At 69.7% G+C, this 15,809-nt stretch carries 14 protein-coding genes and 1 pseudogene; 2 read left to right on the plus strand and 13 right to left on the minus strand.

Going from position 1 to position 15,809, the window contains the following annotated elements; translation table 11 throughout:
- Position 1: 1 nt before the first annotated feature.
- The 9 genes and pseudogenes from ACGF3C_RS25630 to ACGF3C_RS25670 form a co-directional block, all read right to left on the minus strand.
- Positions 2-940, minus strand: coding sequence for a lysylphosphatidylglycerol synthase transmembrane domain-containing protein (locus tag ACGF3C_RS25630; protein ID WP_357223018.1), 939 nt, complete (start codon positions 938-940; stop codon positions 2-4).
- A gap of 66 nt (positions 941-1,006) precedes the next feature.
- Positions 1,007-1,825: a class I SAM-dependent methyltransferase gene (locus tag ACGF3C_RS25635; protein ID WP_357223021.1), complete on the minus strand. Its 819-nt coding sequence runs from the start codon at positions 1,823-1,825 to the stop codon at positions 1,007-1,009.
- A complete protein-coding gene (locus ACGF3C_RS25640) occupies positions 1,822-2,868 on the minus strand; it encodes a glycosyltransferase family 4 protein (RefSeq protein ID WP_357223024.1) in 1,047 nt (348 codons plus the stop codon). The genes ACGF3C_RS25635 and ACGF3C_RS25640 overlap by 4 nt, the downstream gene beginning before the upstream one ends.
- A complete protein-coding gene (locus tag ACGF3C_RS25645) occupies positions 2,865-3,263 on the minus strand; it encodes a 6-carboxytetrahydropterin synthase (protein ID WP_357223027.1) in 399 nt (132 codons plus the stop codon). Before ACGF3C_RS25645 ends, ACGF3C_RS25640 begins: the two co-directional genes overlap by 4 nt.
- A 2-nt stretch (positions 3,264-3,265) precedes the next feature.
- Positions 3,266-4,249, minus strand: a complete 984-nt coding sequence (locus tag ACGF3C_RS25650) for a zinc-binding alcohol dehydrogenase (protein WP_393225922.1) — start codon at positions 4,247-4,249, stop codon at positions 3,266-3,268.
- Positions 4,250-4,399: 150 nt separating this feature from the next.
- A complete protein-coding gene (locus ACGF3C_RS25655) occupies positions 4,400-5,380 on the minus strand; it encodes a DUF2804 domain-containing protein (RefSeq protein WP_393225925.1) in 981 nt (326 codons plus the stop codon).
- 1,142 nt (positions 5,381-6,522) lie between these two features.
- Positions 6,523-7,188: pseudogene (locus tag ACGF3C_RS25660) on the minus strand (hypothetical protein); the annotation flags it as partial.
- A gap of 9 nt (positions 7,189-7,197) precedes the next feature.
- A complete protein-coding gene (locus ACGF3C_RS25665; RefSeq protein WP_393225928.1) occupies positions 7,198-7,350 on the minus strand; it encodes a hypothetical protein in 153 nt (50 codons plus the stop codon).
- Between the two features lie 16 nt (positions 7,351-7,366).
- Complete coding sequence (locus ACGF3C_RS25670; protein ID WP_393225931.1) at positions 7,367-8,062, minus strand: alpha/beta hydrolase fold domain-containing protein; 696 nt, start codon at positions 8,060-8,062, stop codon at positions 7,367-7,369.
- A gap of 199 nt (positions 8,063-8,261) precedes the next feature.
- Here ACGF3C_RS25670 and argJ point away from each other — a divergent pair, with 199 nt between their 5' ends.
- Positions 8,262-9,422, plus strand: a complete 1,161-nt coding sequence (argJ, locus tag ACGF3C_RS25675; RefSeq protein WP_393225934.1) for a bifunctional glutamate N-acetyltransferase/amino-acid acetyltransferase ArgJ — start codon at positions 8,262-8,264, stop codon at positions 9,420-9,422.
- Between the two features lie 66 nt (positions 9,423-9,488).
- Here the strand turns inward: argJ and ACGF3C_RS25680 are convergent, their stop codons facing one another.
- The 4 genes from ACGF3C_RS25680 to argH are packed head-to-tail and all read right to left on the minus strand — an operon-like array spanning position 9,489 to position 14,079.
- Positions 9,489-10,334, minus strand: coding sequence for a DMT family transporter (locus ACGF3C_RS25680; protein WP_357223042.1), 846 nt, complete (start codon positions 10,332-10,334; stop codon positions 9,489-9,491).
- Positions 10,335-10,362: 28 nt separating this feature from the next.
- Positions 10,363-11,307 (minus strand): methionyl-tRNA formyltransferase, encoded by a 945-nt coding sequence (locus ACGF3C_RS25685; RefSeq protein WP_393225937.1) that lies wholly within the window; start codon positions 11,305-11,307, stop codon positions 10,363-10,365.
- 40 nt (positions 11,308-11,347) lie between these two features.
- On the minus strand, positions 11,348-12,529 hold the full coding sequence (locus ACGF3C_RS25690) for an argininosuccinate synthase (protein WP_357223048.1): 1,182 nt from the start codon (positions 12,527-12,529) through the stop codon (positions 11,348-11,350).
- On the minus strand, positions 12,526-14,079 hold the full coding sequence (argH, locus tag ACGF3C_RS25695; RefSeq protein ID WP_393225940.1) for an argininosuccinate lyase: 1,554 nt from the start codon (positions 14,077-14,079) through the stop codon (positions 12,526-12,528). The genes ACGF3C_RS25690 and argH overlap by 4 nt, the downstream gene beginning before the upstream one ends.
- Positions 14,080-14,950: 871 nt before the next feature.
- Between argH and ACGF3C_RS25700 the strand changes: the two genes are divergently transcribed.
- Positions 14,951-15,727 carry an enoyl-CoA hydratase/isomerase family protein gene (locus ACGF3C_RS25700; protein ID WP_357223054.1) on the plus strand — a complete coding sequence of 259 codons (777 nt, stop codon included), beginning with the start codon at positions 14,951-14,953 and terminating at the stop codon, positions 15,725-15,727.
- The last annotated feature ends 82 nt before the right edge of the window (positions 15,728-15,809 follow it).

The raw sequence follows: 15,809 nt of genomic DNA on the forward strand, positions 1-15,809 counted from the left end.
CTCAACATCCGCCGCCGGAGGCGGCTTCCCGGGCGGCGACCGGAATTCGACGTCGACGGGCCAGCAACACCGCAGCCCCGGGCAGGCTGGCCACCAGGATCAGCGCGCCGTAGACGGTGGCGGTGGCGACGCCCTCGGCCGCGCTGAGACCGGCCGCGCCGAAAACCCATGCCGCCACCCCCTCGCGGGGCCCGAAACCGGCCACGTTCAGCGGTAGGCCCATCGCGAGCAGGGCGAGCAACGTCAACGGCAGCAGGCGGGACAGCGGGGCGTCCGACCCGGCGGTGCGCGCCGCCACCAGGAAGGTGGCCAGGTGACCGGCGACCATCACGGCTGAGGCGACCAGCACCCCGAACCAGGTACGCCGCGCCAGCAGCCCCGACCGTACGTCCGCCACGGCGGTGCGCAGTGCCGTCGCCCAGCGCGACCCGCCACCGTTCGGGAGGAGCCGGGCCAACAGCACGACGGCCAGCCCACCGGCGACGAGCAGCGCGGCGGCGACCGGCAGGTACTGCCGTACCGGGGACGGGAAGGCGGCGAGCACCACCAGCGCAACCCCGACCAGGACCACCTGCCCGGCGGCACGTTCCCAGACCACCGCGCGGATGCCCCGGCTGACGTCACCGGCGTCGCGGCCGTGGCGTACCGCGCGGTGCACGTCGCCGAGCACCCCGCCGGGCAGTGTGGCGTTGAGGAAAACGGCCCGGTAGCAGTGCGCCACAGCTGTCGCCAGTGGCAGGCGTACGCCGAGACCGCCGGCGACCAGGCTCCACCGCCACGCCGCGCAGACAGTGGTCAGCACACCGATGACCAACGCCGCTGCCAACGCCGGCGCGTCGATCAGTCGCACTCCGGCGAGGAACGGGCCGGTGCCCACCTGCCACAGCAGGACGGCGAGCAGACCCACCCCGCCGACCACTCGTGCCCAGGCCCAGAACATCGGCGCCGGCCCTCCCTTTGAAGATCGTCCACTTGCCCTAGTCCACGTACCCAGGGCGTGAACGGTTCATCCACCGGCGAGGAGGTCAGTGTGTTCGACAAGCACCGTGAGCCGGCCGGCCGCCGCGTCGGTCAGTCGACGACGGGCGTACGCCTGGGCGGGTCCGGCCAGGTCGGGGCGCTGCTCGCAGGCGGCCCCGAGCCATCCCCGGAACCATTCGGCGGTCAGGTCGGCCTGTTCCGGGCCGAGATGCCACGGGCTGGGTCGTTCCCGCACGTCGACACCGCGCCGGGTGAACGCGGCGGCGGTGGCGGCGGCGGCATCCGGGCCGAGTAGCCGCCGGCCCTCGACGGTACGCCGCTGGTGGTCGTTGAACGCGGCCTCGACCGCCTCGTCGAGTGGGTCGGCCGGGGTGAACCGGACCCGCCCGGTCACCGAGATGGCGAACAGAGCGGGCCGGCCGACACACGCCGCCACCACCCGCTCGACCTCCTCGGTGGTGAGCATGTCCAGCAGCGCGGACGCGGTGACCAGGGAACCGTCCGCGAGGTCGGCGGCGGTCAGCCGGGTGAGGTCGCCACAGCGGGTGTGGACGGTGACCGGGGCGCCGTCGGCGGCGGTCACCCCCCGCATGCCCTCGGCGGCCCGGGCCAGCAGGTCGGCGTCCCGGTCGTGCAGCACCCAGTGCTGAGGTCCGGGTAGCCGGGCGGCCAGCCAGCGACTCATCGACCCGGTGCCGCTGCCCAGGTCGTGGATCACCGTCGGGGTGTCCCCGGTCAGCCGGGCCCGGACGGCATCCACCAGGTCCTCGGCACGCGCCGCCGCGTCGGCCGGCTCACGCAAGCGCAGCCAGTCGGCGAACGGCAGGGTCTCCTCGGCGGTCATTCCGCCACCTCCTTCAGCACTCCGGCCAGCAACGCGGTGGTCACCGGCCAGTCGGTCAGGGTGTCGCGCCGGGCGAGAGCGGCACGACGCAGCCGGTCGCGCAGCCCGTCATCGTCGAGCCAGCGGATCAGAGCGGCGGCCAGCGCCGCCGGGTCACCGGGTGGGACCAGCAGTCCCGGGCGCTCACCGTCGGGCGCGTGACCGAGCGCTTCCGGCAGCCCGCCCACCTCGGTGGTCAACACCGGCAGGCCGCGGGCCAGCGCCTCGGTGACGACCATGCCGTACGTCTCGCCTCTCGACGGCAGCACCAGCAGGTCGGCGGCGGCGTAGGCGTCGTCCAACGCCGCGCCGGTCACCGGGCCGACCAGTCGCACCCGCTCGGTGAGGCCCGCCCCGGTCAACCTGTCGCGCAGCCGGTGCACGAGATCCGGTTCCCGGGCCAGAGAGCCCGCGCAGACCATCGTCCAGGACCTGCCGACCAGCGTGGCCAACGCGTCGACCAGCACGTCGTACCCCTTGTGATGGGTGACTGCCGCGACGCAGAGCAAGCGGTCGCCGGCCACCGAGCCGACCGCGGGCGGCGCGGGCCGCACCCCGGGCGGCGCGGCCCGGACCCGGCCGGCGAGGGCCGGGTGGCGGGCCAGCAGGGCGCGGCGGGTCCACTCGCTGGTGGTGACGACGGCCCGGGCGGTGGCCAGGGCGCGGGCTTCCGGCTCGTCGTCCAGCGGCAGGTGCACCAGCAGCACCAGGCGCAGCCGACGGGCGTGCGGGGCGAGCAGGTCCGGCACGGCCGAGGCGATGAGGCCGTCGATCAGCACCACGGCGTCGTCGGGCGCGGCGGCGAGCACCGCGCCCAGCGTCGCCTGGGCAGCCGGGTCGGGGTGCGGCCACGCGCCGGGCACCGGATGCTCGCGCACCGACCAGCCGCCCTCGCCCAGCCCCGCGCAGATCCGCCGGTCGTAGGAGTTGCCGCCGCTGGGCGTGGCCGGATCATCGATGTCACCGGGCAGGACGACGTGCACCGCCCGGCCCGCATCAGTCACAACGACCGCTCGTAGCTCGCCCAGGCGATGTGCGACTCGTGCAGGGTGACCGTGATGCCGCTCAGGTCACGCGCCCCGGCGCCCAGCTCACCGGCGTGCACCCGCTCGACCAGCCGGTCCGCGATCGTACGGGCCAGCACCTCCGTGGTGGTGTTCACTCCGGCGAAGGCCGCCTCGTCGTCGAGGTTGCGGTAGGTCAGCTCGCTCAGCACGGCCCGCAGCTGCTCGGTGGCGAGGCCGATGTCCACCACGATCCCGTCGGCGTCCAGGTCGGGACGGCGGAACGTCGCGTCCACAACGAACGTCGCGCCGTGCAGGCGTTGGGCGGGCCCGAACACCTCGCCTCGGAAACTGTGGGCGATCATCATGTGGTCCCGAACGGTCACGCTGAACACTGTCACTCTCCGTCTTCGTAGGTGATGAGGTGGCAGAGCGCGGGCAGGTCGCCCGAGGTCAGTCTGGCGAGCACGTCGGGCAGCTCCGCGAAACGCGACGCGCCGGTGATCAACGCGTCGAAGGCCGGGTCGTCGAGCAGGTCCAGGGCGAGCGCCAGTCGGTCGGCGTAACTGCGCCGTCCCCGTCGGGCGGGTGCCACCATGCCGACCTGGCTACTGCGGACGCTGAGTCGACGGGAGTGGAACGCACCGCCCAGCGACACCTGCACCGGGCGGTCGCCGTACCAGCTAAGTTCGATGACTGTGCCCTCCGGGGCGAGCAGGTCCAGCGACTGTTGCAGGCCGGCGGCGGTGGCGCTGGCGTGCACGACCAGGTCCCGGTCACCGCGGGCGTCGGCCGGGCTGGCGAAGTCGACACCGAGGGCCCCGGCCACGCCGGCCCTGCGCGTGTCGGTGTCGACCAACTCGACGTGCACGCCGGGGAACCGGGCCAGCAGCGTCGCGACGCAGCAGCCCACCATGCCCGCGCCGATGACGGTGACGCGGTCGCCGACCAGCGGCGCGGCGTCCCACAGCGCGTTGACGGCGGTCTCCACAGTGCCGGCGAGCACCGCTCGGGCGGCCGGCACCCCCTCCGGCACCGGCACCACGGCACTCACCGGCACGACGTACGCGCTCTGGTGCGGGTGCAGGCAGAACACCGTTCGCCCGAGCAGCTCCGGCGGGCCCTGCTCGACGACGCCGACGCTCAGGTAGCCGTACTTGACCGGGCCGGGGAACTCGCCCTCCTGAAACGGCGCGCGCATGGTGGCGTACTGATCGGCGGGCACCCGGCCGGCGAAGACCAGCGTCTCGGTGCCCCGGCTGACACCGGAGTAGCGGGCCCGGACCAGCACCTCGTCGGGGCCCGGGGCGGTCAGTGACACCGGCTGGATCTCGGCAACGCCGGGTTCGCGCACCCAGCAGGCGTACGCCTCGCGGATCACCGTCGCGCACCTCACCTCGTGTTCTGGGCCGAACGGCCAGGCTTCCGTGCCCCGGTCGGGTTGTCGATCATAAACACGGAGGCGAGGTGTCCACAGTTCGAAGTGCTGCCGTGCGCTGACCGCGGGTGTGCGCGTGGCGGCGCCAACCCGTTACCAGCGGTTGCGTGCCTCCTCGGCCCAGCCGACGAGCCCGTCGAGGCTCACCGTCGTCCCGTCGTCCGTCTTTGCCCAGCCGGAGAAGTGCCCGAAACACTGGTGCGTCTCGTTCGCGACGACACCCAGGTTGGTGCGGGACACCTTCTCGTGGAACGGCTGGAACTCGACCTCGACCCGGTCGCCGCTGATCCGCCAGGGGCGCAGCCAGTCCGCCCGGTCGTAGGTCCAGCGCAGCTCCTCGCCGATCTTGTGCAGGCGGCCGTCGACGAAGAGGCCGTTCTCGGTGACCCCGGTGCCGTCGGTCCACCGGCCGCCGAGCTGGATCGCTCGTCCCGGCGCCGCACCGGCGGCCCAGTTCCACATGATCGAGTACGGCCATCTGCCGCGACCGTGGTCCAGCACGGCGAACGCGTCCGGTCCACCGATCTCGTACGTCTGGCCGTGCAGTTCCAGCGTGCCGAGCACCGGGCGGCCGACGTCCTTGACCGTGTACTGGAAGCGCCTGGTGCTCCACGGCACGACGACCCCGAGTGACTCGTGACCGGCCGGCAACGGCACGTCCACCTCCAGCCGTACTCCGGTGGCGCTCGCCGAGATCGTGGTGCCGTCCGGGCGCTGAACGATCCGGATCGCCAGGCCACCGCCGCGTGCGCCCGCCTCGCCCACGCCGCAGTGCGGTGGTAGCACCGTCCCTCGCGCCAGCGGCACCACCACGTCGGCCTTCGTCTCGGTGCCGCTGTCCCGGTCGAGCACGTAGACGCTGTGCACGCCGGCGTAGTCCAGCGATGAGGCGACCAGCCCGATGATGTGCCGTGGGGTCACGATGCCCCAGTACTCCCATCGTTTGGTCCGGCCCCAGCCGCGCAGGTTCGCGGTGTGCAGGGGACGCCGGGTCCAACCCACCGCCGCGGGGTTGAGTCGCCCATCCCGTTGGCACAGGTCGACAGGCGAAATCAGTTCACGTTCATGCGTCACGAGGGGCACGATATCCGGCCACGTTCCCGCCGGCTTGACTGACGGAATAGGACCCCATGAAGCTGTCTGCCCTGGGCCGTATCGCTCTGGCCACAGGCATCACCGTGCTGGCCACCGCCACGCTCCCCGGCACCCCCGCGACCGCCGCACCGGTGAAGAGGAAGATGCTCCCGGTCCTGGTGGAGTTCAGCGACGCCGGCTGCCCGCAGCCTCCGGCATCGCGCCGGAGGCTCCTTGGCGTACCCATGGTTGGGCTCACCACCTCGGGGGTGGCGCAACCGCCTCGGTCACCGCCAGACCCTGTCCGCGATGTCGTAGACCATCGTGCGGTTGACCTGCTTCGGAAGCGACTGGCCGAGTCGCCACGACCCGGACGTGGCGTGCAGATCGACAGTCACCGAGCCCGCCGTCGTGGCGCCCAACTGGCCGACCCAATGCCGGCTCTCCTCGATCAGCCTCTGCACGGCCTCGACGTCGGGCGCCGTCACCTCCACCACCGTGGTGTCGACAAGCGCCGAGCCGACCAGCAAGGCCAGGAGCCGGCCGAGGACCGCCGTGGGCACCGCGCGGTCCGTCGTTTCGACGAGCACGTAGCAGTCGTCGTGCCCGGAGAACAGCAGGCGTGAGCCTGCCAGCGCGGGCAGGACCGGCTCGTCGTACGTGGCCGTTCCGATGACGACGATCATCTCGTCGGCCCGCGCGGCGGAAGGCGTACCCGGCACGTCGACAAGTGTCAGCTCGTAGGGGTACCAGCCGGCCAGGAACCGGGGCAGCTGCTCCCGGCGGATCACCAGGGCCTCTTCGCTGAGGCCGACGACCCCGGCCGCCAGCGCACCGACCTGGTGCGTCTCGAAACTGACGCCCTGCTCCGCCGCGATCCGCGACGGCCGCCACTGCTGGTACTCCTCGTCCAGGAAGCTGTTGGTCTCCAGGCCGACTACCATGATGTTGTCGTTCCCGGCGAGCATGAGCACGTCGGCCAGCTCGGCGGCCTGCGCCGCGGTCGCGGTCACCATCCAGGAGCCGCCTGCCTCGCGAACGCTGAAGCTCAACGGAAAGGGCGCGCGTTCCAGTCCCACGCTGTTCGCGGAGAACGCGCCGTGGGGTCCGACCTCTACCGTCGCGGCGCCGTCCCCGGCGATCGGGTAGCCGATCTCGGTGAGGTCCACCCGCAGGTCGGCGACGGTGAGCTGCGGATTCAGGGCCCTTGTCACGGTGTCGGTGAGCGGTCGATGGGCGACGACGTGCTCGACTGCCGCCCGGTCCACCGCCATCTCATAGTAGTCGGCGGCGAACTCCACGAAGCGGTCGACGATGTCGTCGAACAGGATGTCGAGCAAGCCGGACCCGTCCGGGCCGGCGTCGTCGTACGGCCCGCTCGGTGGTGGGAAGGCGATGCCGTCGCCGGCGTGCCAGCGATCGTCCCCCGCCAGCCGCCACAGCACGGTCGTCGCGACGAGTTGCCCGTCCTCGTCGCAGAAGGCGGGTTCCGTCAGCTGTGGACGCAGCACCTCCGGTACCCCGTCGACCAGGCCCGGCCACAGCTCGTGGTCCGGATGACAGTACGGCGACATCGCCGACTCATGATCGAAGAGTCGGATGAATGCGCCGTCGGCGGTGAACACAACGGCCCACTCGTCGCCGCTGCCGTTGCTCATCGACGCCGCCTCGTCCGGGCCCCAGTTCGAGGCGTAGGCGTAGTAGGGATCCCCGCCATCGATGATGCGCTCGAGCACGGCCAGCGCCTTGCAGCGCTGCCGCAGCAGGTCGATGTCGGGAAGTTTGGCGGCGACGTCGTAGGCGGTCACCGGGTCACCCTAGTGAGGCGGCAGCACCCCGGTCCCGGGGGCGAGGACCCGGGTGAAGAACGCCAGGGTGTCGCGGATCAGCGGTTCCAGCGGCACTCCGGCGAAGCAGTGGTCGGCCCCCTGCACCACCGACAACTCGACCTCGGCACCCGCCTTGGTCAACGCTGCGGCAAGTTCCTCACTCTGCCCCTACCGGTACGACCAGGTCCTGGTCGCCGTGGATCAGCAGCATCGGCGGGGCCTGGTCGGTGACGTAGGTGATCGGACTTGCCGCCCGGCCCAGCCCCGGGTTGTCTGGCAACGGGGCACCGATCAGAAGTGACTCGGGTGAATCGGCCGCGTCGTGGTCGATCGTCCCGGACGGGTGTGCCTGCGACTGCATGGTCAACAGGTTCGACGGCGCGTACCAGCAGACCGCTGCACGAACGTGGGTGTCGTCCTGGTCGTCCCCCGTCAGCGCGACCATCGAGGCCAGATGACCACCGGCCGACTCGCCCCACGCCCCGATCCGCTCGCCGTCCACGCCCACCGTGCGGCCGTGTCGGCGCAGCCAACGCACCGCCGCCTTGACGTCGTCGAGTTGGGCGGGGAAGTGCGCCTCGCCGCTGAGCCGGTACTGCGCGGAGGCGACAGCGAACCCGGCCCGGACGGCGGCGGTGAACGGGTCCACAGTCATCAGCCAGTCCGGCGGCTGCTTGGGCGAGCCGAACAGCCACGCGCCGCCGTGGATCCACAGCAGGACCGGGGCCGGTCGGGGTGCCGTCATCGGCACGACGAGGTCCAACGTCAGCGGGCGGAAGCCCGGGACTTCGTGCACGACGATGTCGCGGTGCTCAATCCGGTCGTTCCGGCGTGGGGGTTCCGAATCGGTCATCGCGTCATCGTCGCACCGACGGTCCGGGCGTGCCGACCAGCCGACCATCCCCGGACCGGAACCACCAGCGTCGGTACGCTCCGCGCCGGCCTCCGCCGAGCTCACGGCGACCCCGACAGACAGACAGCCCATTGATACCGTGGGTTACGAGGCGTGTCTGTTGCGTTCGGGGGGCCAGGACCGGGCCGAGATGAGAAGGATGGAGCAGCACATGATCGTTCCGCAGGGGTTCCGCGCGGTGGTCGCGAACGCCGGGCTCAAGGACGACGAGGACGACTTCACCGCCCTGGTCTCCGAGGTGCCTGCGGTCAGCGCCGCGGTGTTCACCCGCTCCCGGTTCGCCGGCCCCAGCGTCGTGCTCAGCCGTTCGGCGGCGTCGACGTCGTCTGCCCGCGGCGTCGTGGTGCTCTCCCGCAACGCGAACGTGGCCACCGGCAAAGAAGGGCTCGAGAACGCCCGAGAGGTGCGGTCCACTGTGGCTCGCGCCGTCGGTCTGGACGACGACGAGCTGCTCATCGCGTCGACAGGGGTGATCGGGAAGCAGTATCCGATGCCGAGGGTCCGACAGCGCCTGGCCGAGCTTCGGTGGCCCTTTCCGCCTGCCGATTTCGACCGGGTAGCACGGGCGATCATGACCACCGACACCACGCCCAAGGTGGTGCGGGTCAGTTGCGGAGCGGCGAGCATCGTTGGCGTCGCGAAGGGCGTCGGCATGATCGAGCCGAACATGGCGACCCTGTTGACGTTCTTCTGCACGGACGCCCGCATCGAGCCGGCCGACCTGGACCGGGTGTTCCGGTCGGTCATCGCTCGCACGTTCAACGCGGTCAGCATCGACACCGACACCTCCACCAGCGACACCGCTGCCATCTTCGCCAACGGCCTGGCCGGGCCGGTCGATCTGGGCGAGTTCGAGCAGGCGTTGTATTCCGTCGCACTGGACCTGGTGCGGATGGTCGCCCGCGACGGTGAGGGTGCCAGCAAGCTCATCGAGGTCCGGGTCAGCGGTGCCCGCGACGGCGAGCAGGCCAAGCGGGTGGGCAAGGCCATCGTCAACTCGCCGCTGGTCAAGACAGCCGTGCACGGCGCGGACCCGAACTGGGGCCGGGTGGCCATGGCGATCGGCAAGTGCGAGGACGACGAGGACATCGACCAGGAACGGGTGCGGATCGGTTTCGGCGGTATCGAGGTCTATCCGGCGCAGGCCACTGAGGAGACCCTGGTTCGGCTGCGGCGCCACCTCGAAGGCGACGACGTCGTGATCGAGGTCGACCTGGGGATCGGCGCCGGCGCTTTCACCGTGTACGGGTGCGACCTCACTGACGGATACATCCGGATCAACGCTGACTACACCACCTGAGCGACGACGCATCCGGGCGGTACCCCACGAGGTACCGCCCGGAGGGTCGTGGCCGAACCGCGCGGGTCAGCGGGACGCCAGCAGGAACACCCCGACCAGCGCCAGGGCGACACCTGCCCACTGCACGCGGGTGGCGCGTTCGCGCAACACGACCCGCGCGAGCAGGAGCGTGCTGACCGGGTAGAGCGATGCCAGCAGGCCCACCACGGACAGGTAGCCCTCACGGACCGCCAGCAGATACAGCACGCTCGACAGCATGTCCAGGCCACCGGAGAGCAGGGCCAGCAGCACCGTGTTACGGGGGGCTCTGATCGGCCAACGACCGATCGGCCAGGCGAGCACGAGCAGTGTCAACGAGGCGCATCTGGCGGCCACCAGTGGCCAGAGCCCCGACCCGTCCCCGGTACGGGACAGCAGCACGAAGAACAGGCCGAAGCCGGCACCGGCCGCCAACGCCCCGGCGACAGTCCGCAGGTGCGATTGTCGACCCGGCCGGTCGCCGCCCGAGGTGACCGAGACGCAGGGGATGGCGATCAGTCCGCAGGCCAGCCCGGCCGCCCCGATCACCGACACGGTGTCCCCGCCGGCCAGGCCGACGAGGACGGGCAGGATCGCGGCCATGGCGGCGGTGGTCGGAGCGACCACGCTCATCACTCCGTGGGCGAGGGAGTGATAGAGCAGCATGGCGCCGACGCTGCCGGCCAACCCGGCCAGTGCCCCCCAGCCGGCGTCGGCGGCCCGGAGGTTTCCGCCGCCAACGGTCCCGACGAACACCACGGCGGTCGCCAGCCCTGCCATGTTCGACCAGAGCACGACGGTCACCGCCGCGGCGCGCTTGGTGGCGAAGCCACCGACGAAGTCGGCGGCTCCGAGAACCGTTGCCGAAGCCAGCGACATCAGAATGCTGAACATGTTCCGCCTTGGGTTGTCGGTGGCCGGATCAGTGGGATGTCAGATAGCCCCCCATGGACGTGAAGTAGGCCCGCGCCGGCAGCTGCGTGCCATCGTCCGTGCGCACCTGCAGGATTCTCAACCCCTGCTCACGTCCGGTGTGGGCATCCGGTCCGCACACCACGACCACGCCGTCTGCCTCGGGGCAGAAGATCCGGCCCGGCGTCCCTCCGTAGCGCTTGGACGACACAGCCGCTGCGGTAACTCGCAGCCGGACACCGTTGTGGTAGGCAAAGGCGTTCGGGTAGGGGTCGCTCTGCGCCCGGATCAGATTGGCCAACCGGTCGGCCGGCCACGTCCAGTGGATTCGGCTGTCCTCCACCGATCGCTTGTGGAAGAACGTCGCCTGGGCCGGGTCCTGGCTGATCCACTGCCCGGTGCCGCTCTCGATGAGGTCCAGCGCCGACAGGGTGATCTCCGGGAAAATCTCGATGGTGCGCTCGAACAGGTTCGTCACAGTGTCCTTGTCGCTCACCTCGACCCGGCGCTGCAACACGATCTCGCCGAGGTCGAAATCGTCGTTCATGAAGTGCACGGTGACCCCGACCTCGCGTTCACCGTTGATCATCGCCCAGTTGAGTGGGGCGAAGCCGCCGTAACGAGGCAGCAGGGCGTCGTGGACGTTGATCGCCCCGTGCCGCGCCAGGCGGTACACGGCCGGCGCCAGCCAGGTCCGCCAGTCCGACGACACGATGATGTCCGGGGCCAGCTCCCGCAGCCGTGCGGTGACCTCGTCGTCATTGGCGTACTGACGGACCAGGATCGGCAGGTCGTGCTTCTCGGCCAGGTCGACCACCGAGTCGTTCCAGATGGTTTCGTACTCGTGCCCGCTGTCGGGATGGGTGATGACCTGCACCACCTCATGGCGGGAGTCCATCAGCGCCTGCAGCACTCGATGCCCCCACGTCTGGTAGCCCATGAACACTACTCGCACGGGTGTCGCTCCTCTCTGCTTCTCAGGCCCGGTCTGCTTCTCAGGCCCGGTGACCGGCGGTCAGCGGCAGTGACCACACGTAGGCGAAGCCGGCACCCGCCTGGTGATCGAACTGGTCGCCGGCTTCGTAGGTGGCCATCGCCCGGCTGTAGCGGGAGTTCGGTGAGGACCGACTGACCACCGTGCAGTTCCCCTTGAACATGTCCACGGCAATCTCGCCGGTCACCGCCGGCTGAAGGGTCGCCACGAATCCGTCGAGTGCCCGACGCAGATCGCTGAACCAGTACCCGTAGTAGACGAGTTCGGCGTATCGCAGGGCGATGGACTGCTTGTGGTGCAGTGTTTCGCGGTCCAGCACCAGCGACTCCAACTCCGCGTGCGCGGCCATCAGCACGGTCGCCGCCGGCGCCTCGTAGATGCCCCGGGTCTTGAATCCGACGATCCGGCTCTCGGTGATGTCGATCCGACCGATGCCGTGCGGCGCCGCGAGCGCGTTGAGGCGGCCGACCAGAGTGCTCAGACTCAGCGACTCACCGTCGAGGCTCACCGGAACACCCCCGGTGAAGCCGATCCGTACCCGGGTCGGCTCGTCCGGGGCCTGGCGAGGATCACCGGTCAGCTGCCACGCGTCGGCCGGCGGCGGCTGGGTGATGTCGTCGAGCTCGCCACACTCGATACTGGTCCCCCAGACGTTCGTGTCGATGCTGTAGGGCTTTTCCTTGCCGACAGGCACCGGGATGCCGTGCTTGTCGGCGTACGCCAGCTCGTCCTCGCGGGTCTTCAACTCCCAGTCGATCACCGGTGCCAGCACCTTCAGCGACGGGTCGAGCGCCGCCACACTGGTGAAGAATCGGACCTGGTCATTGCCCTTGCCCGTGGCGCCGTGCGCCACCGCGTCCGCGCCGACGGCGTGCGCGATCTCGACCATCCGCTGTGCGATCAGGGGTCGGGACAGCGGAGCGGCCAGCAGGTACTTGCTCTCGTACCGGGCGTGTGCCTGAAGGGCGGGCAACGCGAAGTCGGTCAGGAACCGATCGGTCAGTGGCTCCGCCCGCACCTCGGACGCGCCGGTCCGCAGGGCGCGCTCGCGCACGTCCGGTACGGATTCGAGCTGCCCGATGTCGGCGCAGAAGGCGATCACCTCGGCGTCGTACCGGTCACGCAGCCAGTGCAGCGCCACCGAGGTGTCCAGGCCACCGGAGTAGGCGAGAACGATTTTCATGACTGCTCCTGTTCAGGGTGGTCGTGCGCGAGTTCGTCGAGGACAGCGGCGAGTGTCTTGTCGATCGGGGCGCCGCCCGCCACGTCGTCAGCACCGCGCAGCGTGCCGGCGCGGGCCGCGGCCAGGCCGTCGCGACGGGTACGGCTCCAGCTGCGGTGTGCGGCGGAACTGGTGCGCAGCTCCGCCGCGACGTCCGTCACGCTGGCGGTGGAGGTGCCGCCACCGCTGGTGTAGCCGTTCATGGCGTTCAGTGGCGCGAGCAGCTCACGGAGCACGTCCACGGCGACCGGATGGCCCTCAGCGGCCAGCATCGACGACACCAGCTCGAGGTCGCGCAGCGTCGCCTGCCGGCTGATCAGCTGACCGACCACCTTGCCGACGATGTGATGCGACTGGCGGAACGACACCCCGGCCGCCGACACGAGATAGTTGGCCAGCTCGGTGGCGGTCGAGAAGTTGTCCCAGCACAGCTCCTCGCCGCGCTGCGGGTCGAAGCGAAGGGTACGGGTCTGGCTCTCCACCACGCGCAGGCTGGACAGGTACGAGTCGATGCTCTGCCACAGGAACGGCTTGTCCTCCTGCAGGTCGCAGCTGTACCCGAGCGTGACACCTTTGACCGCTGTCAGCAGTTGCACAAGCACTCCGGTGGCCCGGCCGGACCGTCCGCGTACCAGCTCGGCGACCACCGGGTTCTTCTTCTGCGGCATGATGGAGCTGCCTGTGGTGAAGGCGTCCCCCACCTCGCAGAGCCGGTACTCGTGACCGCTCCACATGACGATCTCCTCCGCCATGCGTGACAGGTTGTTGCTGCCGAGGGCGAAGGCCGCAGCCGCTTCGATCATGTGATCGCGGGCGCTGGTGGCGTCCAGGGCGTGGCTGAGCACCCGGTCGAAGCCCAGGAGCTGTGCGGTCGCCTCGCGGTCGAGCGGGAAGGAGGTGCCGGCGAGCGCGCAGGCCCCGAGCGGTGACTCGTTGACCCGGCCGAAGGCGTCCCGCAGACGGCGTACATCACGAAGCAGCGCGCTGGCGTGTGCCGTCCGCCAGAAGGCGACGCTGATCGGCTGGGCGGCCTGGCTGTGGGTGTACCCCGGCAGCACCGTGCGGAAATCCTGATCGGTGAGCTGCGTCAGCCGGTCGATCAGGTCGAGGTTGGCGTCGATCGCCTCGAGGAGGACGTCGCGGAGGTACATCCGGGCATCGGTGGACACCTGATCGTTGCGGGACCGGGCCGTGTGCATCCGGCCACCGACGTCCAGCCCCAACTCCTCGATGACCATCTGCTCGATGTTGAGGTGGACGTCCTCGTACTCGGCTCGCAGAGTGAGCGCGCCGTCTCGATGTTGCTGGTCCAGCTTGACCAACGTCGCGACGATGGATCGCGCCGCATCCGGCGGGACGATGCGCTGACGAGCCAGCAGCAGCACGTGCGCGATGTTCTGCCACAGGTCGTGTGGGATCAGCCGGACGTCGATGTCAACAGTGAGCGTGTAGTCGAGTACCTCGGGTGTGATGTCTTCCTCGAAGCGACCGCCCCAGAGCTTCTGGGTCATCGGACACGCCTTTCCGGGCCCGTCGGGACCTCATGTCACAACGCCATGGCTTCTGTTTTTGCGCAGGCGTCATCCATTCTGCGGCCAATTGAGCGCAGAATTGTCGAGCAATTGTTTTCTATTGAGGCGGTGCAGCCCGGCTCACCGGTCAGGGCGGACTGGGGCAGCGATTACCGCAGGTCGACGACAAAGGCGACCGGGAAATGCTCCGAATTTCGGGAGGAGGTCGCGTGGGATGCTCGTGGCTTTATGGCGACCGCCTATTTCCGTTTGTCACAACCCCGACATCTGGCGGGCCAACCCTCCATGCAGTCGACCAACACCCCGGGACCGACTGGGGACCGGTGCAGGCAATGGCGTCGACGAAAGCAGCGCTTCCGTCGAGCTGATCACTCTTTGTCTGATTTCAAACACCCCGCGTGTTGTTCACGTCTTTGACCTGCTGATATGCACATGCCCTAGCCCGCACTGACCGTCCACGTGCGACCACACTATGTCAGGGGACGTTGGGCCGGGTGCCCCTTCTCGCCATCTGGGAGCGATTCTTGATGTGGTGGGGACAGCACCACTGACGCTGAGTAGAAATTGACCGAAACATGCGCCGATCTCCAGCAGGGCCGGCTTTGAACGAACAACAAGGCTTCGAAATTGCGGCTATTGACATTGAGCGCGATGATGCACAAAATGAGGGTTATCTGAGCAAGGTCGGCGTAGCAATGGCCCGCCCGTTGCCACCAGCCGTGCTCCTGTCGTACTGTGCTTGACGATCCCGCCGCTCTTCGCCGTACGCCGGCGTGTCTTGAGCTGCCCGGCCGTCTTGCGGCACCGATACGCCGGGAGCGACACCAACCAGTCGGAAGAGCGGAAGCGAATGTCAGCGGAATTGAGCACGCAGACCTATTTCAGCCTCGACGTCTCCGAGGGCGTGGCCGTGGTGGAGTTCTCCGAGGGGCACCGGCACAACATGTGGTCGATGCCCCGGATGCGGGCACTGACCGAGACGGTTCGCGAGCTCGACGCCCCGGACGTCCGTGCGGTCGTGCTGTTCAGCGGCGTCGACAGGTCCTTCGGCGTGGGCGGCGACTTCCACGAGACGTCGACGTTCCGAGGCGGCGACGAGGTTGACGAGTGGATCGATCACATCACCGACCTGTACGTCGCCTGTCTACAGCTCAACCGCCCACTGGTGGTGGCGATCGACGGCTTCGCGATCGGTATCGGCCTGCAGATCGCGCTCACCGCGGACTACCGGGTGGGCAGCGACCGGTGCGTGCTGAAGATGCCGGAGTTCCAGGTGGGCATCGCCTGCACCTTCGGTGGATACATGCTCGAACGGTCCGTGGGCCGCAGCGTCATGCAGCAGATGCTGATGTCCAGCGCGGACTGGTCGGCCGAGCGGAGCCTGCAGGACAGGTTGCTCCACGACGTGGTCCCGGTGGATCGGCTGTTGTCCGTCGCCGTGCAGCGGGCCCGGTCCTTCGCGGCCTACCCGACGGCCGGCTTCCGGAGCACCAAACCGTACCTCAACAGGGGTTTCGTCGACGGGCTCGAACAGCTTCGAGTCATCGGCAAGCAGGCGCACCGCGCGGCATTCGCCGCCGGTGAGGCGCAGCGCAACATGCGACAGGTCATCGACAGCGGTCGATGACGTCGCAGACCATCGACGCGGAAGGAACACCATCATGGCGGCCAGCAGGTGGGCGGCGGTCGGAAACTGCGATCTGACCCCT

This window comes from Micromonospora sp. NPDC047762, from assembly GCF_043204655.1.
Classification (GTDB): domain Bacteria; phylum Actinomycetota; class Actinomycetes; order Mycobacteriales; family Micromonosporaceae; genus Micromonospora.

Excerpts from the sequence above, each read along its gene's own strand:
- argJ (WP_393225934.1), top strand. The coding sequence starts at position 8,262 with ATGGAGCAGCACATGATCGTTCCGCAGGGGTTCCGCGCGGTGGTCGCG.
- ACGF3C_RS25630 (WP_357223018.1), bottom strand. The coding sequence starts at position 940 with ATGTTCTGGGCCTGGGCACGAGTGGTCGGCGGGGTGGGTCTGCTCGCC.
- ACGF3C_RS25670 (WP_393225931.1), bottom strand. The coding sequence starts at position 8,062 with ATGACCGATTCGGAACCCCCACGCCGGAACGACCGGATTGAGCACCGC.
- argH (WP_393225940.1), bottom strand. The coding sequence starts at position 14,079 with ATGACCCAGAAGCTCTGGGGCGGTCGCTTCGAGGAAGACATCACACCC.
- ACGF3C_RS25680 (WP_357223042.1), bottom strand. The coding sequence starts at position 10,334 with ATGTTCAGCATTCTGATGTCGCTGGCTTCGGCAACGGTTCTCGGAGCC.
- ACGF3C_RS25635 (WP_357223021.1), bottom strand. The coding sequence starts at position 1,825 with ATGACCGCCGAGGAGACCCTGCCGTTCGCCGACTGGCTGCGCTTGCGT.
- ACGF3C_RS25700 (WP_357223054.1), top strand. The coding sequence starts at position 14,951 with ATGTCAGCGGAATTGAGCACGCAGACCTATTTCAGCCTCGACGTCTCC.
- ACGF3C_RS25690 (WP_357223048.1), bottom strand. The coding sequence starts at position 12,529 with ATGAAAATCGTTCTCGCCTACTCCGGTGGCCTGGACACCTCGGTGGCG.